This is a genomic window from Roseibium sp. JB4-4 (assembly GCF_055693425.1).
In genome coordinates this window covers 2,576,317-2,600,518 of the sequence record NZ_CM146333.1, presented here as the reverse complement: position 1 = coordinate 2,600,518, position 24,202 = coordinate 2,576,317, and the positions used below count along the sequence as shown (strand labels likewise).

Here is a 24,202-nt window from a genome sequence, read left to right as displayed (position 1 = left end):
GAAGGTTTTGATTCATGTCTTCAGCCAAACAAGTACCTGAGACAAAACAGGCGACGCCCCCGAAAGGGGAAGTCCTGACTCTTCCGTCGAAGAACGCTAGCGCCGTAGCACAACCAGTTACCAAAGACAAATCGCTTGTAGAGCGGCTCAAGAAGTCTGGTCTGGACCCGCAAAAACTTCTCGATCTCGCGCTCCCCGGCACAACTGCCAAGTCCGTAACAAAGCTCAGGCACCAGCTGATCCTGATGGGCTTCCTGTTTTTTGTTGCCCTACCGTCTGCTGCTTTTACCGCCTATATGTTTTTCTGGGCCAGCGATCAGTACCACAGCACCACCGCATTTGCAGTTCGCAGTTCTAATCCCGTGGCTGCAACCGAAATTCTCGGGATGGTCATGGATGGCGGCGGGGAATCAACGACGTCAAACAGCTACATCGTGACGGATTATCTGCAAAGCCAGGCCATATTGCAGGATTTGCCGGAAGACGTTGATCTCCAGGAAATTTTCAATCGGGAGACCTCAGACATATTGTTCCGAATGGGTGCGGATCTGCCGATCGAGGACAAGCTCAAATATTGGCAAAGCATGGTCGACGTGAGCTTTGATGCCACTTCTGGCGTGATTTATGTCGAAGTCCGCTCATTCCGGGCCGTGGACTCCGTCAAGATTGCCCAAGCCGTTCTTGAGCGCAGCGAAGTGCTGGTTAACAGGCTTTCCGAGACCAACCGCCGGCAGACGGTTCAATTTGCCGAAAAGTCGGTGGCAAAAGCGGAAGCCCGTTTGAAGGCCATTCGAAAGCAGATGTTAGCCTACCGGGATCAGACCCAGGAGGTCAGTCCTGAAGACAACGCAAGACTCGCGGCTGAAATGATTGCCGGCCTTGACCAGTCACGAGCCGAACTGGAAGCTCGAAAAAGACTCTGACGAGTTATCTAGACGACAGCTCTCCGCGGATTCGAATGCTGGATGAGCAAATCCAGGCTCTCGACAGCCAGATTTCCAATGTTCGTCAACGCTTGGGCTCCGGTGCATCTCCGTCTTCAAGCTCCTTGAAAGGTGACCGCAAGGATACCCTTTCATTCCGGATTGCCGACTATTCTGAGCTTGCCTTGGAAGAGGAGTTTGCGCGTGAGCTCTACGTCACTTCGCTGGCGGGGCTGGAAACCGCTCGTCAGGACGCGGACAGCAAAAGTCTGTATCTGGCGACTTTTATCCCGCCCACACTGTCCGAGAGCGCTCAGTATCCAAATCGTATTCTCTACTCGATTGCCGTATTTTTGCTGTTGGCAGGAAGCTGGGTTGTCGCCGTTTTGATGTATTACAACGTTCGTGACAGAACCTGACGGAGGGTCTTGCTGGGCCTGCAAGGTTCTTGTCGCTGGTTGAGACCTTGAAGCGTGACCGGTCGTTGATAAATGGACTGACCGTTCAAAGCGCCTGGATCGAATTTCGCTCCCAAAAGCTGTGCAGGCTTCGAGCGGAAGTGTCGCAGGATTTGCGGCTCTTCGGGCGAATTGAGTTTGATTGAATCGCGGAATGTAATCTTGCGGATTCCTGTTTTGTCAGTTTTGATAGAAGAGCTGTTTTCCGACGTACTTTAGGCTCCCTCACCCCCAAGTGACTGAGAATGTCAGTTCGTAATCAAGATAGGCACGAGTTTCCTCTGATGAGAAATCCGGCAGGAGGATCGGCACAGGATAGGACAAGCTAGAGCGATTTGACGTCAATCGGAGTTGTTTAGGGATTCCCAAATCAGTTTATCGGTGATTCATAGGCTTCTATCTGAATTGATGGAGGCGTTGATGGCAGGTATTTTGAGTTCTGACCTGCCGCGCCGGGTGATTGAGGCGATCGAAGGCGGTGTTTCGATACGTGCTGCAGCCCGCCGCTTTTCGATCGGAGAATCTACCGCAGGCAGTTGGTATCGACATTGGCGCAAAACAGGCAGTTACGAGGCGCTGCATAGAGGCGGCAGGGCGGGGTCGATCCTTGATGCTCATGAAGCGTTCTTGTTGGACTTGATCGCAGAACAGGCCGACATCACTCGCGGAGGTGGTCAAGCGCCTTGAAGGAGAACGCTCCTTGAGGGTTGATCCCTCGACGATCTTGTATTTTCTCCACCGCCGGGGCATCACGTTAAAAAAGACAGCGCATGCGAGCGAACAAGGTCGTCCCGATGTCATGAGACGGCACAAGGCCTGGTTCCGCGATCAGCTCGACTGGAACCCGGACAAATTGTTCTTCGTCGATGAATACGGCGCGTCAACCAAGATGGCGCGTCTTTATGGCCGCTCACTGCGCGGCGAGCGATGCCGAGCGTCCGTACCGCATGGACATTGGAAGACGCCAACCTTCGTTGGGGCCTTGCGACGATCCGGCGTGACAGCGCCCATGGTGCTCGACGGTCCCATGTATGGAGCGGCCTTCCTTGCTTATGTCGAGCAAGTCTTTGTCCCGACCCTAAAGCCCGACGATATCGTCATCATGGACAATATTCCTGCCCACAAACCAGTTGCCATTCGTGAATCATTTGAAAAAGCAGGCGCAAGGCTGCGGTTTTTGCCACCCTATAGCCCAGACTTCAGTCTAATCGAGATGGCCTTTTCGAAACTCAAGGCCGTCCTAAAGGCCGCCGCATGCCGAACAATCGAGGAACTATAGCAAACCATCGGAAGCGCAATCGACCGGTTCAAACCAATTGAATGTCAGAACTACTTCAATGCCGCCGGAAATGACCCGGTATAACGTCAAAACGCTCTAACTCATAAGAAAGAGACCCGGTTTTTGTTTTGGCAACAAAACCGGTTGCCAATTTAGAGAGTTAATCTATACACACCAGTCTTGGGCCGCTGGCAGCAGGTCAATCCTTACCGGAAGATTGGTGCAACCGCCGAGAGAAATTAGCCTTGCAGATTTTTTATCTATTTTGGGGCTTATCCGTGTGAACAAGGCAGTGAAAATGGTCAAGATTGTTAACTCAACGTGTATCGCCTGTGGTTCAGGCCATGCGGTCGCAATTTTTGATGGCGAAAAAATGCCCCTGTCGACGCTGGCGTTTCCCAAAACACAAGAGCAGGCAATGAAATTGCCGAAACTGCCGCATGACTACGTCCGCTGTCTGGAGTGTGGGCATATATACAATCGCAGCTTTAACTACGATGACGTGCCCTATTCCGACACGCCCTACAATATGTACAACAAGGGACGCGATTGGGTAGAGACCCTCAATCAAATCTCAGAGAAAGTTCAAACTTACCTGCCGGAAAACCCGTGTGTCGTCGAAATCGGACATGGAGACGGGTCTTTTCTCACTGGTCTGTCTGAAGCAGTCGGAAGCGGATCATTTTATGGTTTCGATCCCCACGGAGCGGTTGTCTCTAAGGGAAACCTGGTCCTCAGCAAGGGGCTGTTTGTTTCCGAAACTCTTTTTTCAGAATTAAAGCCTGACATGTTGATCATCAGGCATGTTGCCGAACACCTGGAAAATCCCCTGCATTTCGTGCAGAATTTATGTGTTGGCGCGGCCATGGCTGGACAGTACCCAACAATATACTTGGAAGTGCCAGGCGGCGACAATGTTGTGAAAACATTCCGTCACGGCGACTTCTACTATGAGCACTGCTCTCTATTTACGTCCAGGTCTCTTGAAATCATGCTGAAAAACGTATGGGGTGATACGGTCGAACTTGGATCCTACATGAATGAAGAAGTCATTTATGGTGTTGTAAAGGTGAATGACGAGAAACGCCACTTGATGAACGAAGCGCAGGAATTCAGTCAGATCGTTCAGGATATCAAGGTCAATGTGAAGAGTTTTCTGCTTGAACGGGTGAGAAAAGGAAAGACGGTTGTAATTTGGGGGGAACGGGGAAAGCGTCGTCATTCCTGAATATCAATGACCTGGACAATGAACATTTTCCTTTCGTCGTGGACTCCAATATCACGCGCGTTGGAAGCTATGTGCCAGGGATGGGCCAGGAAATTCAAAGTATTGACGTTTTGAAGGACAAAAAAGTTGACGATATAGTTATCGCGGCGACTTGGCGCGCCGATGAGATCGTTCACACGATCAAAGAGATGGGCCTGTCCTACGAGAATATTTTCACAGGAAGCTCATCAGGAATTATCAAACTGTAAACGGCTGCCCGCGGCAATAGTCACACAAGGCCGAACCAACAAAAGCTACTGCATAGCCAAACAAAGCCAATATGCCCCAAAGACGAAAAGAATCTGATAGTGATCTTGAACGATTTGCGGTTTACGGGCGGTCCCTCAGCAGGCTTCCATTTCTGAGCGTTTTCTTAAAGGGTGAGGTTACTAAGATTGGTCTGGGTTCTCCCAGAAACTTCGACGCAGTTATCGGTTGGGGACGCCGCAACATCTCTGAACGGTCCAGAAAGATCGCAAAAAAACACGCGCTTCCGTTTATCTGCCTGGAGGACGGCTTTCTAAGATCATATGGCGTCAGCAAGGCATTTCCGACGTTGTCATTGATTGCCGATCCTGTTGGGATCTACTTTGACAGCCGGTTTCCATCTGCCCTGGAAGACCTGTTGAATTCGGAAGACGATCTTCTTTGTGGAATTGAAAGGGATGTCGACAATTCTATTGAGGCTATCTTAAAATACCAGCTGAGTAAGTATAACAATTCAACTATCTTTTTTCCTTCAAAGGAGCACAAGAATTATCAAAAAAAGATACTTGTCGTCGATCAAACTTTTGGAGACAAGAGTATCGAATGCGGTGGCGCTAAAGCCAGTGATTTTATGAGAATGTTTGAAGAGGCTTGTGAAACTCATTCCGACGCGCTCATCTATGTCAAAACGCATCCGGTTGTGAACGACTCTTTGAAGAAGGGACATCTAAGCAATATTCCTTCGAGAAAAAATGTTGTCCTGATTACGCAGAACGTCAATCCGCAAAGCCTGTTTGCCCATGTTGAAGAGGTTTATACGGTCTCTTCTCATATGGGATTTGAAGCGTTGTTGGCAGGAAAAAAGGTCCACAGCTACGGCATCCCCTGGTACTCAGGATGGGGGCAAACCGAAGACAGGCGTGTGTGTGCAAGAAGAGTGAAACAGCGCTCCGTTCGAGAAATGTTCGCGGCAGCTTATGTTCACTACACGCGCTATCTGAATCCCGATACCAGGAAACTGGGAACGATTTTTGATGTGATTGAATTTCTGAAACGCCAGAAGGAAATCGCAGACAGGCAGAGAAACAAGCGGTTTATCGGAGTCGGTTTCAAGAAGCGGAAGATTCCGACAATCGGAAAGTTCGTGAGCTTGAACCCGAGCCAGATCCAGTTTGTCGAAACGGCAGAGGAGGCCAGGAACCTCGGCCCGGGAAAAGACGATGTCCTGGTTCACTGGGGTGGAGACACCACAGCCGGCTTGTCCAGGCTCGCCAATGAAACCGGTGCGCGAATTGCCAGAATTGAAGATGGGTTCTTTCGGTCTGTCGGACTGGGTTCGAACCTGGTGCCGCCATTGTCGCTTGTGGTGGACCAGCGGGGCATCTATTTCGATCCGCGCCAGGAATCGGATTTGGAACACATCTTGAACACGGTGGACTTCGATGCGAAGCACCTGAAACGCGCAGCACGTGTCCGGGAATTTGTCGTTGAAAACGACCTGACAAAATACAATGTAGATTCACTTGACCGGGTCGACTGGAATGCGAACGGCAAGAAAGTTGTGCTTGTCAGCGGCCAGGTGGAGGATGATGCCTCCATTCGGCATGGCTGTGATGTTGTGAAAACCAATCTTGATCTTGCTATATCAGCGCGAAAGGCGCACCCGGAAGCCTGGATAGTTTATAAACCACACCCTGACGTGTTCTATGGTAAGCGCATAGCAGGCTCGAGAATTGAGGACATCGAAAGTCTAGTCGATCACGTTGAAACGGCGTCGTCCATTGTCTGCTGCATCAAGGCATGTGACATTTTACATACGATGACTTCATTATCGGGCTTTGACGCTCTTCTGCGAGGCAAGGAAGTCGTCGTCTACGGCAGACCCTTTTATGCGGGATGGGGGCTGACCAGAGACTTGGCCGAAATCAAACGCAGGGAACGGACGCTAACCATTGATCAGCTGGTTGCTGGCACCTTGTTGCTTTATGCTTTGTATTTTGACGATGAACTCAATGGCTTCAGCTCCTGTGAAGCTGTGCTTCAGCGTCTCAAGGAAAGAAGGGATCAGTCGCAAGCTGACGATGGCAGGTTTGATTGCGGTTCCGGAATTCTGCGGGGAGGGCACCGTCTTCTGGGAAAAGTTGTGGGACCCTAGATAGTGTTGCTTCGAATGTGGAGATGAATTAGCCATTGGTTTGGCGTCGAAAAAATAGGTAGAATATGAACGGGTCAATAGTTGCGGTAATCCCCGCCAGAAGCGGGTCAGTGGGGTTGCCGGGGAAGAACAGCAAACTCTTGAACGGTGTTCCACTTGTCGCAAGATCTGTAAATTCGGCCCGGCAAGCCTCTCTGATAGATGAAGTCTATGTTTCGTCCGATGGGGATGAGATCCTGAAGATCGCAGAGGACTTTGGAGCCACACCTATATTACGGCCGGCAAGTTTGTCGGGTGGTAGGGCATCGTCGGAATCCGCGCTCGTTCACGCTCTAAATACCATAAAATCCACGACGGGACACTACCCCGAGATTCTGGTTTTCCTGCAATGCACGTCTCCGCTTACCACGGCTGATGAAATTGATAGCGTTGTAAAAACACTGCTCGATAACGAGATCGATTCTGCATTTAGTGCTAGCACAGATCATAGTTTCATTTGGGAAAGAGATGCAAGCGGACTGGCAGTTGGTGTTACTCACGACCCCAGCAAACCGCGAAAATCTCGTCAGGAACTGACGCCGCGGTTTCGGGAAAACGGGGCAATTTACGCGATGAACGTGGTAGCGTTTCTTGACCAGGAAAACAGGTTTTGCGGCAAATCCATGCTTGTACCGGTATCTGCCCCCGCAATTGATGTCGACACTCTTGAAGACTTGCAGTTCGTGGAAGCTTATTTGAAGGCCAAGGCGTCTGGTAAGGCGGAACCGTGAACAATGAGAGAAAGCCTTGGTAACTGGAGCAAGTATCTGGTGAACCCCTGTTATTACAAAAGAGCGATGAGGGGTTTGTTCATGTCCTATAGATGGCTGATCGATTTGCTCACTGGGTTCTCTTTCCAGGACTTGAAAGAGGAACTGAAGGAAACTCGGAAAAATGTCCGAGACTTGAAGGGTGAACTGGAAGAAATTAGGATTATTCTGGGTTCGGAATTTAATAGACGCCAGAAAGAAACTCTTGAAGAATTTGAGAAGAGTGCAAAAGACTAAGCATACACAAACAATTACTGAGTGTTTGGCGTGAAAATATTAATTCCGTTTCATCATGAGGGTACGCTGGTATTTGCTTCCAAGTTCGGGAAAGTTCTGGAAGCGCGCAAGCATGAAGTTACCTATCTGTTCGTCAAGCGGGGATATGAGCTGCAGCACCGTCAGTTGGAGATGTGCCTCGGTGAACGCCCCTACCTGGTCTGCGAAGATGCGGCGTTAACAGGGAAGGATTTTATCTCCGGGAAATTTTCCAAGTTTGATGTGGTAATGATGTGCACCCCCACACGCGCAATCAAGAAAATGCTGGAGTCGGCAAGTTTTAAGCTTAACTCTCAAAGACCATGTTTTGCTTGTTTCCATCCGGGCCTGGAACTGTTTTTTGAATATGGAATTGATATCCGCAAGGGCTTTGATGTTTTGTTTGTTTCGCCCAAACATCGAATTGAAGAACTGCGCAAACGGAAAGTTCCTCTGTCAAGACATGGCCAGTATGTCGGGTTTGGGCATCCCTATTTTGTCAGCAGTCCCAGTTCTGACGATACTTCAAAATCATCGATCACCCGGAACAACGGTATTTCGGCGAAACGTGATATCTTTTTTTGTCGCAGTCAGTCAGTCCGGAGGCAAGAAGCTCCCGGCAGCATATTGTGGACGTTCTGGTGACTTTGGCGCAGATGTGGCCAGACCATACCATTCACATCAAACCTCGATACATGCCGGGCGAACAGGCTAGCACGCCCCATAGTGAGCGCCATTCATATGCCGAATTGCTGGAGGAAACCTGTCCGGCCGATGAAGGCGGTCCTCCGCAAAATCTGACGATTACCGATTGCAATATTGACCTTGTGAAGCAGCAGGCGGCTGGCGTCATTGCCTGCACGTCGACAGCGCTCATGGATGCGATAAGCGCAGGCGTGCCAGCAATGGCCTATGTCGACTATGTGGACTTCTGGAAGGATCCTCTGAACCTTCCTTTCAGACATCTGTTTGCAGACAGCGGCTTGCTTGCAGAACTTCCTGATCTTTTGCAGCTGAAGTTCCAGGCACCAAATTCCAGCTGGAAGGAACGGTTTTTCCGCCCGGAAGAGGACCTTTTGAACGAGTTTGAAAACACTTGCCTGAAATTCCAGAACGACCGCGCCAGCTTTGATCGCGATCCCGATATTTGAAATGTAATCATCCCTTTTGCAACGGATTGCAAGCTGGATTTCAAGAAGCCGTTTTCAGTTTCATTCAGGTCACATTGTGCCTTTGGCCTTGTTGGGCCGCGCGTCATTGTCTGTTCATGGCCGTGCGCAGAATCGATCGGCGCGATTTGTAACTCTACTATTCCCGTTGGCTCGTCTTTGGGAGACTATATTCGGCCCATCGTCATCATTGCATCAGGCGCCCGATGTACAGTAATGAACTTAGTGACGCGTCAACCGAATACTCTCATCATATGAACCATGTCGATTGGAAACCAATCTAGCGGGATGCGGCGTTGTCCGAACTGGCAAGGGCCAGATTGAGTTTTTCAACACTGCCCCACGCACATGAGGGCTCCCAGTCCCGGCGCGGATAAACACCGGGTTTAAGTATTGTGGAACTGTTCTGATTGTCCAGGAACTCCTGCGCACGATCGAGAAGTCTGCGGCCCTCACCTGAGCAAACATTTATGACACCGGTGACTTTCTTCTGCCTGACGATGCGATAGATATGGTCGGCGCATTTCTTGACGTGCAGGAAGTCCTGAACTTGTTCTCCGTCGGACATTGGGAAGAATTCGTCCTTGTTGTCGATTGCTTCCTGCAAGAAGCCAAAAAACGAAGCTACTTGTTCATGTTCACCATAGATATAGCCAACGCGCCCCCATTGGAACGTAACGCCATGTTCGTCACAAAGCCGTTGAAGATCCTTGCAAAGTTTCACCTTTGCTTTGCCGTATGCAATATGCGGGACGACCTCTGCAGTTTCCTTGAGTTCGCCTTTCGCCATGCCGTATTCCAGAATAGCGCCGGCGACAAAAAGATGTTTTAGACCGCCATCCACCAAGGCTCTGACAAATCGTTGGTGCACTGCCGGGTATTGGGACTGCAAGGCTTCGTCGGTTTGTTTGCGAACATTGTCCCAAGCCAGATGGATGCAGACATCCGGTTCGGACAGATAGGTGAACAGGTTACAGTCGGGTAATTCAGTCAAATCCAGTTCCTTGACCGAAACCTCGCTGGCCCACTCTGCGTTTTCTTTCAGCTTGTCGGTGTCCCTGGTGATAACCGTGACACTATTTCCGTCTTCCAGAAGGCGGCGCACAAGATGGTTGCCGATCAGCCCCGTCGCACCTGTTACAAGAACACGCATAGGTTTTCCTAAATATTTGAAATGTGAACGCCTTCGAAGTCAATTGCGAGGAAGGCTTGGTTTTGATCTTTAGGCGAGACTTCAGTGACAGCGAGCGGCCAGGTTATGGCCAGTTTGGGGTCCGCATAGTGCAGACCTGCTTCCAGTTCACCATTGTAATGAGCTGTTGCCATGCACATCAATTCCGTGTCGTCGCTCAGTGTTTGAACGCCATGCGCAAAACCCTCCGGAACCAGAATGGATTTCCCATCACCGGCTTCCAAGTATTCGCCATGCCATTGCAGAAATGTCGGCGACCCCTTTCGGATGTCTACCATTACATCGAACAGAGCCCCCTGAGACAACGAACGATCTTGATTTCTGCAGCTGGTGGTCTCTGGTAATGCAGGCCGCGAAGCGTGCCCTTGTTTTTCGAAACCGAGCAATAAGCCTGGGCAATATTGTGTCCATTTTCCACAAATCCCAGCTCTCCTTCGCAGAAGATGCGCGAAAGCTTTCCTCTTTCGTCGCCGATGGGCTGTTCCTGAATGAGAAAGCTTCCCGCAAGAGGTAACGGTGCTAGATGCATTGCTTTATGGGGTCCTCTATTCGATCGGCCTGCGCCAGGGTCTGGGAGCCATTGGGCACGCCTTCGTCGAACTCATAGTCGGCTCTAATCAGCCCTTCGTGTTTAAGGGTTTGAATGACCCGCGGAATGTTCAGAATGCGCTTGCCGCCAAAGCCTCGGGAACTATCATCGAATATCGAACTGAAAGCCTTGAAGTTTTGGTTCGCGATATCAATGTATTGTTCGCGGCAGTCGCCGTTCTTGCTGACTGCCGCCAAGATGAAGATATCCGGATTCTGCTGACAGTATGACAACCCGGCCATCGAGGAAGCTTCCATCAGCACGATAGATTTGGCGGAATTGTAAATATGAACCTTGTCCGCTTCAGTAAGAGTAGCTGGCCTGATGATCGAGAACCCGTTTTCACCTAATATTTTTTCAAGCTTGCCTTCGTTTATGACCTGCCGATTGCTCTTGTTTTTCACAGAGCTGCTTCCATTCAGACTTTCAGGGAGCCGGTAGGACAAGTAAATCTTGTCGTTCATCAACTCCTTGGCGACGGGGTTCGGCGGATTTAATTTTGCGTTTTCCGTGAGTTTGCTAAAGACTGTCTTCTTGACATCGAAGGCAAAACGCAGACCATGAGATGGCAGCGGTACAATGACTTTCCTGAGGTGTATGTTTCTTCCATTGGCGAAGATGACCCGGTCGGGTGTTATGCCAAGTAACGAGAAGATTTCCAGAGCGTGAACAGGAAGATTGGAGTACTCGAATGTGTTCAGCGGTTGAACCGGATCGAAGGTATCATTTCCGTGCAAAAAACCGCTGGGCCAGTTCCCAAGTTCAAAGAAGAGGATCTTGCCCTTCCAGTCATTTTTGATGGCGTACCAGAGGCGATCAATGTCTTCGTAGAGAAAGTGCCCATAGTGTCTGGAAAATAGGCCGAGATAGCCACCAAACAATATTGGCTCTTCTTCGATGGAATAGTCTTCGACCGGATGCTTGTCGGCAAGCTTGGTCTCATACCAGTTTTGGGGCGTGGATTGCGCTATCATGCGGACCATCGCAGACGGCAGGATCAGCGAATTGCCGGCGTCATAGAGGCCTATCTGGTCCTTGTGGACGAATACGTCGCTGTAAGCAAAGTGTTCCGGGTCACCGGGGACTAGGCTGACTGCATGAGACGGGTTTGTCAGGTGCGTGTCTTCAGGATACCCAAATCCCGGAAGGAACTTTTCGGGCTCGTCTTCGAACGATTTCTTTGGAAATGCCGCTCCTTGCCGAAGGTATTGATCAATATAGAAATAGGCGATCGCCTGGGAGAGGTTCTTTCCGAAAATCGTGAAGGTATAAAGAGCTTTTGGGTACCAGCTCAAAGTGTCCTTGGTGAATTTGTCGATCACCTCGCCGTGTCTCAATTTCGCGAGTTCCCTGAAGTGGATAATTCGATAGATGTCATCGCCACAAAACTCGGCATATGGGTTCACGGCTTGTTGCGGACGGTGTTTGTCGCGAACTATCTCGAGCGCCCGCTCGAATTCAGCGGACATCAAGCACTCGACGATATCCAGGATCTCCAGCTGTGTTTTGAATATGAACGGCCGGGTGACCGGATTGTTTGTTACTTTTTTCCGGCCTTCAAGAAGCACCTTTCTCGCTTCACTCAGGTTGCCGAGCTGAAGATGAATTTCGGCCTGCCGGAGATGCCCCCACTCTTGCCTGGGGTACTTGCGAATATGCGCAATGGTATTGTCAATCGCCTCGTCGGTATCGCCGAGTTCGATTGAGATCTTGAAGCTTAGCAGGCCAAATTTCTTGACGTCAGGAAACAGCGCCAGACACTTTTGGGAAAACCGTTTGGCCTCAACGTAGTCCTCCATTTTTATCAAGGTTTCAAGAATACCGGCATATCCCACGATGCTCTTTGGGAACGATACCCTTATTTCCTGATAGTAAAATAACGCTTCTTCGTAGTTCTGCTCGGCAATGGAGAGTCTGGCAAACGCGTCAATTGTGCGAATATCTGTTGGAAAGTGTTCCTCGGCGACCTCGATAACTTCACGCGCCTGCTCGAAGTCCTGCTCACGGATATGATGATTGGCGATTATGATGGTGTGAGGCAGAAGGTCCGTATCAAATTTAGTGTGCAGGTCCGTATAAGCTTTGATTGCTTCCTGCGTCTTGTTCAGGCGTGATAGAGAGTCAGCATACGCCCTGTATCCCCAAATGTCCTCCGGAAACAGCTCCTTATACCGCTCTGCCAGGTGGAAACAGGCAGTGTTTTGAAAATAGGAAACAGCCCTTTTTGCATGTTGCTGATGAAGCAGTCTTCTTCCCCGGGGCTTTTTGGCAAGCGTCTCGTAAAGCTTCTTGTATCCGGAAGCTTTCGCCATAAACCTGTCTAAGGCTTTGTTGAGCAGCATAGTGGCGGCTTTTACGTCGCCTTCTTCATGATAGTACTGGCTCTCGCACCAGTATCCTTGCCAACTGTTTGGCCACCTTGCTTGCATTTTCAGTGCAATTTCTTTGGCTTTCTGGAATTTCCCGGATTTTTGAGCGACCGTAAATTGCTTTACCCAGAGCTCCTTGGAGCCCGGGTTGAATATCCGGCCTGAATAAACCATTAGAAGGGCTTGCCTGTAGAGCTCTCCTTCTATGGCGAGATCGATCAGTTGCTCATACTTTGTCACGCATAACCGTCCTGTTGCGGTGATAAGCTTGATTGGAGAAATCAGGAGCTTGCCGGGAAACTGTTTCTTACCCTTGGCGGCTGATTTAAGAGCTCGAACCTCGGTTTTAACTTCCCTGAGTTCCCGTGTGGAAACGATGTTTAGCTGGAGCGGGTATTGCCGCCAAAACGATTGGGCCTTCTCGGCCTTCATGCGATCGAAATGTTGGTAGATCGAAGGGAAGGAAACAGCCGCAAGATATGCAGACATGGCGATGATTGTATATTTTGTAGATGCCTTGTCAGCATATAAACCGTGCTCAGGAAGCACGTAAGCAGGTATGTTGAAGTAATTCGAAGCTAGATACAGGGACGTGGATGTAATACCAGCGACAGCTCCGACTTTTTCTTTGTCAAAAAAGTAAAATTCAATTGGAAGGCCGCACTTTTTGGGGAATTTGATAAAGGAATCCGTATTCTTGAGCCGACTTTGAATTCTAGAAAAATATTCGTCGGCTTTCGTATCCCTTGGGTGGGGTTTAAATATTACAGTGTAGCCCTTCTTCTCGAGATTATGAATTATATCCGCCGTAATGTCGCAAATTTCATCGTCAATCTTGCTTTCAAACGGTGTGTAGTGCCACAAGAAGATAATATTCTTTCCAGATGGAATATCCAGAGAAGCGTTGTTCTTGCTAATATAGTCTCTGATTGTGCTCTTTAGGCGGTCGGCAGGAATGTAGTTGAGTTCTGTTCCATATTTCTCGTAGTCAAACATAACCTCAAGTTGCGAAAGCTGGTAAAAGTAAGCAGAGTCAATTCTGGAAAAGTACTTTTCATTTTGCTTGGTAACTTTGTAGCCATCGGTAAAATATGCTCCCAGTCCTTCTGGCACCAATGTGAACTTGGCGTCGGGAAATATTTCGATCAAGGCCTTGGCATGAGGAGTTGCCGGTGAGAAGCCGCAAATTATTTCATAGACTTCTTCACCTCTGAATAAGTTATTGAGTCTTCTTTTAATTTCAGGATATGGATAGAACTCGGGCAACGTATTTGGCGGATTTTCCTCTGCAGTTTCACAAACAACGCCATCTAAACTTATGCTGTCGGTGAATTTCCAAATATTGAATGCAAAGTCAAAATTCTTCTTGATCTCGCTTAATCTTGTGAAATGCGGCCCTAATACGAAACAATCATCAAACTCGTCGGCCTTTCCAATTATCTTAAGTACGGCCACACTGGATGCGGTCGAAAATGCCCCCGAGGAGATTATCAATCGTTTCTTCTTCATTCCGGCGGTTCTCACAGTGCTTACGTCAGCGTTCATACTCCGCGACACTCTTTGAGGCGGTGATTCTGATTTAACTTCTCGGTTTGATTGCAAGTCGACATCTGGTCGAGGCGCGCGAAAATTCAAAGCTATTTCACCCTTTTTGGGCAGCACGCTGCATTTATCGCGATTTTTACGGTTCTTCGTCAAGGTTTTTTAACCTTTACCCAAGTCCGAGTTTCATAAGTGTCTAGAGGTAGACTGTCGATCTATTTTTCAACTCGCGCAGTCTTTGCGGCAAATATGAGAATTATTTCGATTCCAACGCTTGCAAGGTTCATTAGCACACGATCCAGTGTTTCGAATACAAAAAACTGTATATGTTTCATTGCGTTAATTCAGCAAAAGTAGCGCTGACCAGACTCTCGTTCAATGGCCTGGATGAAGCTTGTGGGCCTTCCAGGTTCAATCCCCTGGCTTTCGAGCTATGGCAACCAGGGTATCTGTGGCGTCTATCCGGTTGAGAGCAGCTTCATAGGCGTTCGTGAGGTCTGGGGTGTCAATTGCAGCCAGCGGACATTTGTGCCCTCCCGGCTTTTCTGACGAAAGCCATCTTAGGTGATTGGAGAGCGGGTACCGTTGCACCCCCTCGATCAAGATTTCCCCCAGTCCGGCAGCCGTTAGCAATCGCCGCAAACTGTCACGGGTGTGAAGAACAAGGTGTTGGCTCCAAAGTGTAAATGTCTTGAAAGCGTCACTGTTGACTTGGCTCAAGAGAAAGTCGTTCGCATGAGGCACTTCAAAAACCACGGCTCCCCCGGGTTTCAGAACTCGGACCAATTCACTCAATATTGGCAGAGGCGAGGGCAAATGTTCCAGGACGTGAAAACTGACAACAGTATCAACGGAGTCATCCAAGACCCATTCCAGTGACGAGTCGCAAGCAATGCCCGCTGCGTTCAGCGCATCAATGTAGTCCTGTTGCAGTTCGATGCCCCTGCATGAAGTTGCGACGTCTTTGGACAACTGAAGGAACGTGCCATCTCCGCACCCGAAATCCAGGATATCTCTTCCCACCACATGTACACGATATGCGGCCGAACGCCGTTCAGCATCTCGGTAAATTTCGAAATCTCGACTGCCCGTTTTTTGAATATTGCTCTTCCTGTAATCTCCGGTCTTATAGATTTCGTCTCCGCCATAAAAACCGTCAATGTAGATTACACCAGAATCTTTATCTCGAAATACAGGAACATCGTCGCGATCACGGGTTTTGGTTGAATAAATCTCCCTGGTTGCTTCGTTTGCAACGCCAATTGATTTCAGAGTTTCAAAAACACTTTGCATTTCAGGGGGCTCACTCTACCGATTGGGGGAGATAAATCTTGTCAATTGTGTTACTGGCTGGCAAAGATGAAATTCCATTTCGCTTTCTCATGCCTGCCTGCAGTTCAGTTCTCGGAATTTTGCGTTTCAATAGAATTCAACCGTCAAGAATTGGTTTGTCTACAGCATCAGTAGTAGTGGGTTTGGATCTGACATTTCCGGTTTCGGCCAACCAAAGAGATCAACTCCGATTTGCATTTGTGAAGGTATTTCATGAACTGGAGGCAATTTAACCTGTGTGTTTGGTTTGCCCTTCGTGGTTCATGTTCGAAAGTTCACGTTTGACGTTCCGGCGGCGTGGGAACGTCAACTAGACCGGCAGGTTAGCGTTGCATATTCGTTTATTTGGGCAACGCAAAGAGCCTTTGCACTTTCACCTTCAGAGTGCAGCCTATACCAGTTTGAGGTCCACTGCATCGTTTGCTCCAGCGTCAGTTTGGGCTGCCATGCCAACAAGTTGCGAGCCTTTGACGCGTCGATCTTGAGGAACCGAGCTTCGTGAGGTTGCGTTGCTGCATCTGAAGCCAGCGCCCAGGAAGCACCCTGTCCCCAAGACTGGCACAAATAGTCGACCAGATCTTCTACTGGTCGTGCCGAGTCCTCTTTGGGCCCGAAATTCCATCCTTCGGCATAACTGTGTTTTTGTTCGTAAAGCCGTTCAGCAAGCACCAGATAGCCGCTCAGTGGCTCCAGCACGTGTTGCCATGGCCGGATCGCTCTTGGGTTGCGGAGAACGACAGGACTGTTTGACAGAAAGGCGCGAATGCAGTCTGGAACGATTCTGTTCGCCCCCCAATCTCCGCCACCTATGACGTTTCCCGCGCGAGCGGATGCAACCTGTGAAGGCTGACCTTTGCCAAAGTAGGAGTGCCGGAAAGAATTGGTAACCAGCTCCGTACAGCCCTTGGAATTGCTATAAGGGTCATGACCACCCATGCGGTCAGTTTCCCGATAGGCCCAGTGCCACTCCCTGTTTTCATAGCATTTATCGCTCGTCACGACGATGACTGCCTTGATGCTTGGCCGTTTCCGTACACAGTCCAGCAGGTTTACGGTCCCCATCACATTGGTTGCATAGGTTTCGACCGGAGATTCATAGGACAGGCGAACCAGAGGTTGGGCAGCCAGGTGCAAGACGATCTCAGGCTCAGCTTTGCCCAACGCAGACGACAGATCGTTCCAGTCGCGGATATCTCCTCTGTGGTCCTGCAAAGTCTCAAAACTCAACTCGGAGAACAGGTTTGGGTTGGTCGGCGGCTTCTCCATGGAATAACCCGTCACATGGGCTCCCAGCTCCTCAAGCCACAAAGAAAGCCATGCGCCCTTGAAACCTGTATGACCGGTTAGGAAAACACGTTTGCCTTTCCAGAACTCAGCAGAAGGTCCCATTACCAAACCCTCCAGGGAGCCTTGCCTGCGTCCCAGAGCGCTTCCAAGTTTGTCCTGTCTCTGAGAGTGTCCATGGGTTGCCAGAAGCCGTCATGCTTGTAGGCACCAAGTTGCCCCTCCCGTGCCAAAGTTTCGAGTGGCTCGCGTTCCCAGATCGTTGAAGGCCCTTCGATATGGTCAAATACTTTAGGGGAAAGGACAAAGAACCCGCCATTCACATAGGCATTGTCGCCGCGCGGCTTCTCTTCAAAGGTATTTACCTGCCCGTCTTCGATATTCAACGCCCCAAAACGGCCGGGGGAGCGTTGCGGTGAGGGTCGCATGACGGTTGCTTTTCTTGTGAAATTCGAGAAGCTTGTCAATATTGATGTCTGCCAGACCGTCGCCGTAGGTCATGAAGAAATCGCCATCAATGTAGTCTTGAATACGTTTGATTCGGCCACCAGTCATGGTTTCAAGATCTGTATCGATCAATGAGACATTCCAGTCACAATCGCCTTGCTTGTGAACCTTTATGTCACCTGTCCGGGTGTTGACGGTAAGGTCACTGGTATGACGGTAGTAATTGCAGAAATATTCTTTGATGAGGTAGCCCTTGTACCCAAGGCAGATAACGAAGTCCTTTACGCCGTAGTGGCTGTAGATTTTCATTATGTGCAGCAGGATCGGCATTCCGCCAATTTCTACCATGGGTTTGGGAATACGAGATGTTTCTTCGGCCAGTCTAGTTCCAAAACCACCAGCAAGAATGACTGCTTTCATGGTATTTCCCCTTGCAAAAATGGAATTTGACAATCTGAGTGTGATTGGATCTGCGTTTCAGTTTTCTTATTTTCAGCGAGACAACAAACCTGAAACAAGCAATCGAAACATCAGATCCACACCACAGATTGTTTAACCTACTTGCGGTTCAGCAATTGCAGATCGTATGCGGCCATTTTGCGGGCGATCTCGGGCGTCAGTACCTTTGGCTGCCAGCCGAGTTCGTTCAACGCTTTTGAGTTGTCGCCGCGCAGGTAAACAACGTCAGACGCTCTGTAGTACTTTGGATTGACGTAAGCGATGAGCTTGCCGTCTTTCTTGTCGTAGCATTTCTCCTTAAGTCCTTCACCCTCGAAGACCGGGTCAAACCCGATTTCGCGTGCAGCCATTTCGAGAAACTCGCGAACCGTGTATTCGGTGTTGGTGGAGATAACAAAGTCGTCCGGGCGTTCATGATCGAGCATTTTCACCATCATTTCGGTGTATTCGGGGGCATAGCCCCAGTCGCGGACGCTGGAAAGGTTTCCGAGCGGAAGCGGCTCGTGATTGAACAGCTTCACTTTCGCAAGCCAGCTTGTGATTTTCCGCGTCACGAACTCAAGACCACGCAATTCGGACTCGTGATTGAACAGGATGCCGGATGTCGCGAACAGGCCATAGGCCTCGCGGTAGTTCTTGACGAGAGAGTGAGCTGCCAGCTTTGAAACCGCATAGGGGCTCATCGGATTGAACGGCGTCGTTTCGGACTGCGGCTTCTCCAGAACGTCGCCATACATTTCAGATGTCGAAGCCTGGTAGATGCGGCAATCGAGCTTGAGCAGCCGAACTGCCTCAAGCAGATTGATGACACCCATGTAGTTCACGTCTGATGTGTAGTGGGGAAAGTGGAAACTGTCCGCAACGAAGCTCTGGGCTGCAAGGTTGTAGATGTAGTCCGGCCTGATGTCAGACAGTACCGTCTGAACGTTGGCGTACTCGGTGATTTCCATCGTGCACATCTGGATCTTGTCCAGAACGTTGACCTCCTGCAGGCGGTCGGTTTTTGCCGTGCTGCCCCGGCGCATGGCGCCATAGACTTCATGTCCCCGCTCGACAAGAATGCGCGCAAGATAGGAACCGTCTTGACCGGAGATGCCGGTAATCAGTGTTTTAGGCATATTTTGACCTCAAATGATTTATTGCTTTGTCAAAGCCATCACCCTCACTCAGATGACCCTGCCAAACTTCAAGTACTTTGCGTTTCGGAACTTTCAGATATGGCGACAGGTCACCCAGTTCCCCTTTTCCGAACTCGATGCCTTCGCCGTCCGTGCCCTTTGCGTCCGCGATATGGAGATGCTGAGCGAGCGGGAGCAGTGTGTCGCACCATTCGCGCCAGTCGGCCTTGTCATAGTTCGCGGCGAGGATGAGATGGGAAAGATCAAGGCAGATCTCGATGCCCAGGTCAGACACAAACGCTACATCGTTTGTTCCGCAGAACATGTCCAGCACTTCCGCTCCGCCGAAATACCAGGCAATTCTGGGCAGCCATTGCGGATAGATGGAGACATTCCGAGATGCTTTTATCGCCTGGAGATAGTCATGCAGCCGCTGGTATGTTGCTGCCTTGCCTTCGGAGACAATCCTTGAAAAACTGCCCACCACCGGCACGTCGGCACCGGAAAGCTCTTGCAGGCTCACAGCTAGGTCGTTGCAGACTTCGATGATCTGTTTGCTGTCGGACTTAATGTCTGAATCGGTCGACAGCGGATCGATAAGTCTGTTGCCGGGCAGATAATCCGGCAGGTGAATCGAGTATTTCTTGTCGCGGTGGATTTTGGCGAGGAATTCCTCCGGACTATCCTTGTAGGAGTAGACCTCGTTATAGGACAGGTGAAGTTCGAAGTTCCGGATCGGAAACCTGTTTTGAAGAACCTGCGAGTCATGAAGACGGATTGGGATGGAGAACTCGTGGGCGTTGCAAAATTCAATCTTGTCGTCGTCCAAGGCTTTCCACGCATCGGCGAAGTGCAGCGACGTGACCGCATGGCCTTTTTCGATCCTGCGTTTTGCCGCCCTGTTCGAAACGTCCTCGAGTTCGGAAAGGGTCAACCCCTTTCTCGGCGCACGGATTTCGCAATTGTCCAGCCCGACGTCTTCCCCGGGTTCGATGTCCCGCAACGCATAGAGCGATGAGCCCAGGTTCTGCATGTTGATCAGTTCGCCCTGGTTGACCTCGCGCCGATCACTTCCGAGCAGCCCCTGGTAGGTATTGGTGAAGCGGCACAACTGCACGAATTCTTCCGGATCGGAGCTTGAACTGTCATCAAGGCCCGAGCCGTTCTTGTCCAGCGTCAGGTGTCTTTCAATGTAATTTGCACCCAATGCGGTGGCAAACAAACAGACTTCCCAATCCTGATCATGGCTTGAATATCCGACCGGCTGTCCGACATGGTCGGCAAGCCGCTTCATGAAGCCGAGTTCCTGGTTCCCAAGAAGGACGGGGTAGTTGGAGATGCAATGCAGGTAGACGAGGTTATCGACGGATCTCAACTGATCGACTGCACGGAAAATGATCTCCTCGCTGTGGCCGCCGGTGCTCACGATGATCAGCTTCTTCAAGGTGGTCAATTGTTCAACTAGCTCGAAATTCAGAAGTTCGGCGGAAGGAACCTTGAAGAAGTCGAATCGATGAATGTCGTCTCCGAAATCGGCAGAGTCTGAAAACTTGAAGAAGCTTATGCCAACCTTCAGCCCGAGCGATTTTGCAAATTCGGTGATATCGAGAACATCCTCGGGCGCCAGATACGTGCGCTCAAGTTCCTGGCTGATAATCTCGTCGCCGATTTCATTGACTTCCGAGTAAAAATTGCTTTTTGCTCGATACTGGAACTTCACGGCCCAAGCGCCCGCGTCGCCCGCAATCTGCACCAGTTCTTTTGCAACTTCCGTAGATCCTCGATGATTAATACCGATCTCTGCAATCACTTTGGACATGGTTTACCCCAACAACGTCGCAATGCCGTTGATAATTTGTCTGTATTTCCGGAATTTCTAACCTGAGGAAACACCTCTAGAGGCCATTCCGCATGTTGATTGAAATGTCGTTCAAGGCCAGACATTTCGGCCTCATCCCGCACCCGCGTGAAATTCTTTTTTTTAGATCTGTCTTTCATTCTCAGCTTTTCAACGCCAACGACTGGCACGTCATTCTACTGTTTTCTAGGTTGCTCATGACCAATTTGCCTGACCGGAAGCAACTAATTTTCTTTTCTGCACGCCTCTTCGGTAAGCCAGCTTGCAGCGACGCCCAAAACAAAAGGTAGCTCCTCGCTCACCAAACGGGGCGGAAGATGGTGCATTCATAGGTCTGGCGAGCGGTAATGTCAAAGGACCAAATCTTCCTCCGGAGCTATTTGCGAGCAGGGCTTTGGCAGGAGTGAAAAATACATCGAAACTCACGTGGAAAATTGATGGTTGAAGCCTTCGCCCGGGACGCCGGAATGAAGTTCCAACTCTTTAGAATCTTTCGTCGGAGCTGACGGAAACATCAATCTGCCGAGCGCTGGCCCGCAGGGTTTTTCCTTTCAGATTTCAGCGCACTTCGGTTTTGTCCTGTATATTGATTGCTGTCAGTTGGAGTTGATCTGAGCCATGCGGAAACATCCGCAAAGCGACGGATGAAGTTGCCTTGCACCGGGCTGGAGAGGGCATTCAGACAAAGGAAAAATCGTCTGAGGACAGAAGTGCGTGGTCGAAATTCTGCAAGACAATGGTGTTGCTGGCAAAAGTGATCATTGCATCCGCGCCATTGTCGGAAACGGCAAGATCGGAGAAGGATGAGAGGCCGAGGCCGATCCTCATCATATCGGATCCGTCCTCGAAGTCGGTAATCGTGTCCGTTCCCCCGGCGGTGAGGAAATAGAAGGTGTCATCTCCAGCACTTCCCTCGAGCGTGTCGTTGCCGCTGCCGCCCCGAAGCAGATCATGGCCGTCACCGCCCCGGACATAGTCGTTGCCGGCTCCGGCGCTGATGGTGTCGTCGCCGTTGTTGCCTCGCAGGAAATTGTGACCACCGTCGCCGGTGATGCTGTCGTTGAACAGGGAGCCGAGAATACGCTCGATGCCGGTGAGAACATCGCCCTGTGCGTACCCTCCGGTCTCGGGAGACCCGTTGGCCAGGTTTATGACGACCGATGCATTTGACGTGTCATAGAACGCCCAGTCCCACCCGTCACCACCCTGAAGCGTGTCGGCGCCGCTGTCTCCTCGAAGGGTATCATGGCCATCACCGCCACGCAGGATGTCATTGCCGTTGCCCCCGCGCAGCGCGTCGTTGCCACCGTTTCCTCTCAGAAAGTTGTGGGCGCTGTCACCGGTAATGATGTCGTTGTACTGGGAGCCGAGAATACGCTCGATGCTGGTGAGGGTGTCGCCTTGAGCATGCCCGCCGATTTTGGAAGAACTGACAGTCAAATTGACGTAAACCGCGGCATTGGAAGTGTCATAGAATGCCCAATCCAGCCCGTCACCACCCTGAAGCGTGTCAGCGCCGCTGTCTCCTCGAAGGAAATCATTGCCGTCACCACCGCGCAGGATGTCATTGCCGTTGCCGCCTCGGAGTGCGTCGTTGCCACTGTTTCCTCTCAGGAAGTTGTGAGCGTTGTCACCGGTTATGATGTCGTTGTACTGGGAGCCGAGAATACGTTCGATGCTGGTGAGGGTGTCGCCCTGGGCGTGCCCGCCGATTTTGGCAGAGCTGATAGCCAGATTGACGTAAACCGCCGCGTTTGACGTGTCATAGAACGCCCAGTCCCACCCGTCACCACCCTGAAGCGTGTCGGCGCCGCTGTCTCCTCGAAGGAAGTCATTGCCGTCACCGCCGCGCAGGATGTCATTGCCGTTGCCGCCCCGGAGCGTGTCGTTGCCGCCGTTTCCTCTCAGGAAGTTGTGGACGTTATCACCGGTTATTATGTCATTGTACTGGGAGCCAAGAATACGTTCGATGCTGGTGAGAGTGTCGCCCTGGGCATGCCCGCCGATCTTGGCAGAGCTGATAGCCAGATTGACGTAAACTGCGGCATTGGAAGTGTCATAGAATGCCCAGTCATACCCCGCATCGCCAAACAGGGCGTCTGCGCCGCTACCGCCCCGCAGGACGTCTTGACCGTTTCCGCCTCTGAGCGTGTCTGAGCCATTGTTACCGGATAGCAGGTTGATGGCATCATTCCCGAAAAGCGTATCGTTTCCTCCACCACCAGCAGCATTTTCAATCGCCGAACCGCGAGAAATTATCAGATTTCCGGTGTATCCGCGCACGCTGGAGATAGCTTCTTCGCGCAGGTCAATGGTTTGATTGGCGCTGGAGGATGAGAAGTTGAGTGTGTCGACACCGCCGTCGTCGATGATGGTGTAGGAAATGTAGCTGTTCATGCCACTGATTTGCTGCATGAGATCGCCAGAGTTGGCGTTGTCGCCGTAGGTGGTATTGCCCGTGCGCGTGGTGCCTGAGCTTCCGTACAGGTTTCGAATGGCGATTATGTCGGCGACTTGTGGTGTGATCGCGTAGGTATAGCTGGCGTTGATGGACGTATTTTCGGATTGGCTGAAATACGACATGACGGAAGATTGCCAACTGTCATTGGCATAGTGATTGTCCGTGCCGTAGCTTGCCGAACCGTTATAGTTGCCCGCGTGCCCCAGGCCGAGTGCATGTCCGATTTCATGCACATAGGTCTGCAGCGAGTAGGTGTTGATGCCGGAACCGTAAAAACCGACCCAGCTCGTCCCGACATTTGTGTTGCTGGAATAGATCGTGCCACCACTGGTCGAAGACCAGTTCCAGGCGCTCCAGGCATCACCGTCGTCAAACGTGATCTGGGCACCGCCGGAGGCGAAGCTGAAGGAAAGGCCGGTCGTATCGCTCCACAACTCCAGCGCCTGTCGCGCAAGGTTCTGGCCCGCGGAAGTTAACGCGGTGATGTTCACGGAAATGGATCCACCAACGCCGACATTGAAGGACCGGTCAGAGCCGCCCCAGAAGACATTGGTCAGTTGGTAGGCGATCTGGTCATTGGAATAAAGGGGTTTAGATGCACTGAGTGAATTTGAGCTTTGGGCAGTGGCATTGCTGCAGGTAAAGCCGGCAACCACCGGAAAGTCGACAGTTCTACCGGTTGCAAGGCAAAGTGTGCACACTTAAGAATTCCTCATAAAGCCGTGAGCAAAATCGAATGCTTGGTCTCAAGACAACTCTCAACTAAAACACTTGGCACGAATAGAATTTTCCTGCCGTATACAGGAAGAATATTTTATTGCTGTTTCGATCTGTCATCCATAGACAGAGGCGAGAAATCCAGAGCTTGTTTGCAGGTCTGTTGATTAAAACCTTCAAATTTTATGTGTTCGCAAGCATTCGCTTGTTCCTGATTATCTATTCGATTGCTCAGCAAGTTATTAACGACGATCAAATGAGTCTATTTTTTGGTGGCAGTCACGACACTTGCGTCTTACTGGCTAAGCGCCT

Annotated in this window: 15 protein-coding genes and 3 pseudogenes; 9 read left to right on the top strand and 9 right to left on the bottom strand. The window is 50.5% G+C overall.

The genetic code is table 11. The features are described from left to right. Positions 1 to 14 precede the first annotated feature (14 nt). The 9 genes and pseudogenes from ACZ1HV_RS12050 to ACZ1HV_RS12010 all read left to right on the top strand — a co-directional run bounded on the left by ACZ1HV_RS12050 (position 15) and on the right by ACZ1HV_RS12010 (position 8,504). Positions 15 to 923, top strand: coding sequence for a KpsE/RkpR family capsule polysaccharide export protein (locus ACZ1HV_RS12050; RefSeq protein ID WP_472718204.1), 909 nt, complete (start codon positions 15 to 17; stop codon positions 921 to 923). Positions 924 to 958: 35 nt separating this feature from the next. Next, on the top strand, positions 959 to 1,342 hold the full coding sequence (locus ACZ1HV_RS12045) for a hypothetical protein (protein ID WP_472718203.1): 384 nt from the start codon (positions 959 to 961) through the stop codon (positions 1,340 to 1,342). A gap of 459 nt (positions 1,343 to 1,801) precedes the next feature. Further along, positions 1,802 to 2,744 (top strand): annotated as a pseudogene (locus ACZ1HV_RS12040) (IS630 family transposase). Between the two features lie 136 nt (positions 2,745 to 2,880). Then, on the top strand, positions 2,881 to 3,888 hold the full coding sequence (locus ACZ1HV_RS12035; RefSeq protein ID WP_472718202.1) for a methyltransferase domain-containing protein: 1,008 nt from the start codon (positions 2,881 to 2,883) through the stop codon (positions 3,886 to 3,888). Then, positions 3,855 to 4,136, top strand: a complete 282-nt coding sequence (locus tag ACZ1HV_RS12030; RefSeq protein ID WP_472718201.1) for a Rossmann-fold NAD(P)-binding domain-containing protein — start codon at positions 3,855 to 3,857, stop codon at positions 4,134 to 4,136. The genes ACZ1HV_RS12035 and ACZ1HV_RS12030 overlap by 34 nt, the downstream gene beginning before the upstream one ends. 71 nt (positions 4,137 to 4,207) lie before the next feature. Then, positions 4,208 to 6,289, top strand: a complete 2,082-nt coding sequence (locus ACZ1HV_RS12025) for a capsular polysaccharide biosynthesis protein (protein ID WP_472718200.1) — start codon at positions 4,208 to 4,210, stop codon at positions 6,287 to 6,289. A gap of 65 nt (positions 6,290 to 6,354) precedes the next feature. Further along, complete coding sequence (locus tag ACZ1HV_RS12020) at positions 6,355 to 7,059, top strand: acylneuraminate cytidylyltransferase family protein (protein ID WP_472718199.1); 705 nt, start codon at positions 6,355 to 6,357, stop codon at positions 7,057 to 7,059. A 306-nt stretch (positions 7,060 to 7,365) separates the two neighbouring features. Continuing rightward, positions 7,366 to 7,998: a hypothetical protein gene (locus ACZ1HV_RS12015; protein WP_472718198.1), complete on the top strand. Its 633-nt coding sequence runs from the start codon at positions 7,366 to 7,368 to the stop codon at positions 7,996 to 7,998. After that, positions 7,983 to 8,504: a DUF6716 putative glycosyltransferase gene (locus tag ACZ1HV_RS12010; protein WP_472718197.1), complete on the top strand. Its 522-nt coding sequence runs from the start codon at positions 7,983 to 7,985 to the stop codon at positions 8,502 to 8,504. Before ACZ1HV_RS12015 ends, ACZ1HV_RS12010 begins: the two co-directional genes overlap by 16 nt. Before the next feature lie 298 nt (positions 8,505 to 8,802). On the opposite strand, the gene ACZ1HV_RS12005 is transcribed toward ACZ1HV_RS12010, so the two are convergent. The 9 genes and pseudogenes from ACZ1HV_RS12005 to ACZ1HV_RS11965 form a co-directional block, all read right to left on the bottom strand. Continuing rightward, entirely contained in the window at positions 8,803 to 9,675 is an 873-nt protein-coding gene (locus ACZ1HV_RS12005) for an NAD-dependent epimerase/dehydratase family protein (protein ID WP_472718196.1), read from the bottom strand. A gap of 8 nt (positions 9,676 to 9,683) precedes the next feature. Beyond that, positions 9,684 to 10,243, bottom strand: a pseudogene (locus ACZ1HV_RS12000) (dTDP-4-dehydrorhamnose 3,5-epimerase family protein). Next, positions 10,234 to 14,181: a polysialyltransferase family glycosyltransferase gene (locus tag ACZ1HV_RS11995; protein ID WP_472718195.1), complete on the bottom strand. Its 3,948-nt coding sequence runs from the start codon at positions 14,179 to 14,181 to the stop codon at positions 10,234 to 10,236. The pseudogene ACZ1HV_RS12000 and the gene ACZ1HV_RS11995 overlap by 10 nt, the downstream one beginning before the upstream one ends. A 444-nt stretch (positions 14,182 to 14,625) precedes the next feature. Then, a complete protein-coding gene (locus tag ACZ1HV_RS11990) occupies positions 14,626 to 15,507 on the bottom strand; it encodes a class I SAM-dependent methyltransferase (RefSeq protein WP_472718194.1) in 882 nt (293 codons plus the stop codon). A gap of 345 nt (positions 15,508 to 15,852) precedes the next feature. Continuing rightward, positions 15,853 to 16,935, bottom strand: a complete 1,083-nt coding sequence (gene rfbG, locus ACZ1HV_RS11985) for a CDP-glucose 4,6-dehydratase (protein ID WP_472718193.1) — start codon at positions 16,933 to 16,935, stop codon at positions 15,853 to 15,855. Then, positions 16,935 to 17,697 (bottom strand): annotated as a pseudogene (gene rfbF, locus ACZ1HV_RS11980) (glucose-1-phosphate cytidylyltransferase). Before rfbF ends, rfbG begins: the two are co-directional and overlap by 1 nt. 137 nt (positions 17,698 to 17,834) lie before the next feature. Then, complete coding sequence (locus ACZ1HV_RS11975) at positions 17,835 to 18,854, bottom strand: GDP-mannose 4,6-dehydratase (RefSeq protein ID WP_472718192.1); 1,020 nt, start codon at positions 18,852 to 18,854, stop codon at positions 17,835 to 17,837. Continuing rightward, a complete protein-coding gene (locus ACZ1HV_RS11970; protein WP_472718191.1) occupies positions 18,847 to 20,673 on the bottom strand; it encodes an N-acetylneuraminate synthase family protein in 1,827 nt (608 codons plus the stop codon). The genes ACZ1HV_RS11975 and ACZ1HV_RS11970 overlap by 8 nt, the downstream gene beginning before the upstream one ends. 717 nt (positions 20,674 to 21,390) lie before the next feature. Then, entirely contained in the window at positions 21,391 to 23,874 is a 2,484-nt protein-coding gene (locus ACZ1HV_RS11965; protein WP_472718190.1) for a M10 family metallopeptidase, read from the bottom strand. Between the last annotated feature and the right edge of the window lie 328 nt (positions 23,875 to 24,202).

Bases quoted from the DNA above. Each gene is read 5' to 3' on its own strand.
- ACZ1HV_RS12045 (WP_472718203.1), top strand. From the start codon at position 959: ATGCTGGATGAGCAAATCCAGGCTCTCGACAGCCAGATTTCCAATGTT.
- rfbG (WP_472718193.1), bottom strand. From the start codon at position 16,935: ATGGGACCTTCTGCTGAGTTCTGGAAAGGCAAACGTGTTTTCCTAACC.
- ACZ1HV_RS11970 (WP_472718191.1), bottom strand. From the start codon at position 20,673: ATGTCCAAAGTGATTGCAGAGATCGGTATTAATCATCGAGGATCTACG.
- ACZ1HV_RS12025 (WP_472718200.1), top strand. From the start codon at position 4,208: ATGCCCCAAAGACGAAAAGAATCTGATAGTGATCTTGAACGATTTGCG.
- ACZ1HV_RS12005 (WP_472718196.1), bottom strand. From the start codon at position 9,675: ATGCGTGTTCTTGTAACAGGTGCGACGGGGCTGATCGGCAACCATCTT.
- ACZ1HV_RS11975 (WP_472718192.1), bottom strand. From the start codon at position 18,854: ATGCCTAAAACACTGATTACCGGCATCTCCGGTCAAGACGGTTCCTAT.
- ACZ1HV_RS11995 (WP_472718195.1), bottom strand. From the start codon at position 14,181: ATGAAGAAGAAACGATTGATAATCTCCTCGGGGGCATTTTCGACCGCA.
- ACZ1HV_RS11990 (WP_472718194.1), bottom strand. From the start codon at position 15,507: ATGCAAAGTGTTTTTGAAACTCTGAAATCAATTGGCGTTGCAAACGAA.
- ACZ1HV_RS12020 (WP_472718199.1), top strand. From the start codon at position 6,355: ATGAACGGGTCAATAGTTGCGGTAATCCCCGCCAGAAGCGGGTCAGTG.
- ACZ1HV_RS12050 (WP_472718204.1), top strand. From the start codon at position 15: ATGTCTTCAGCCAAACAAGTACCTGAGACAAAACAGGCGACGCCCCCG.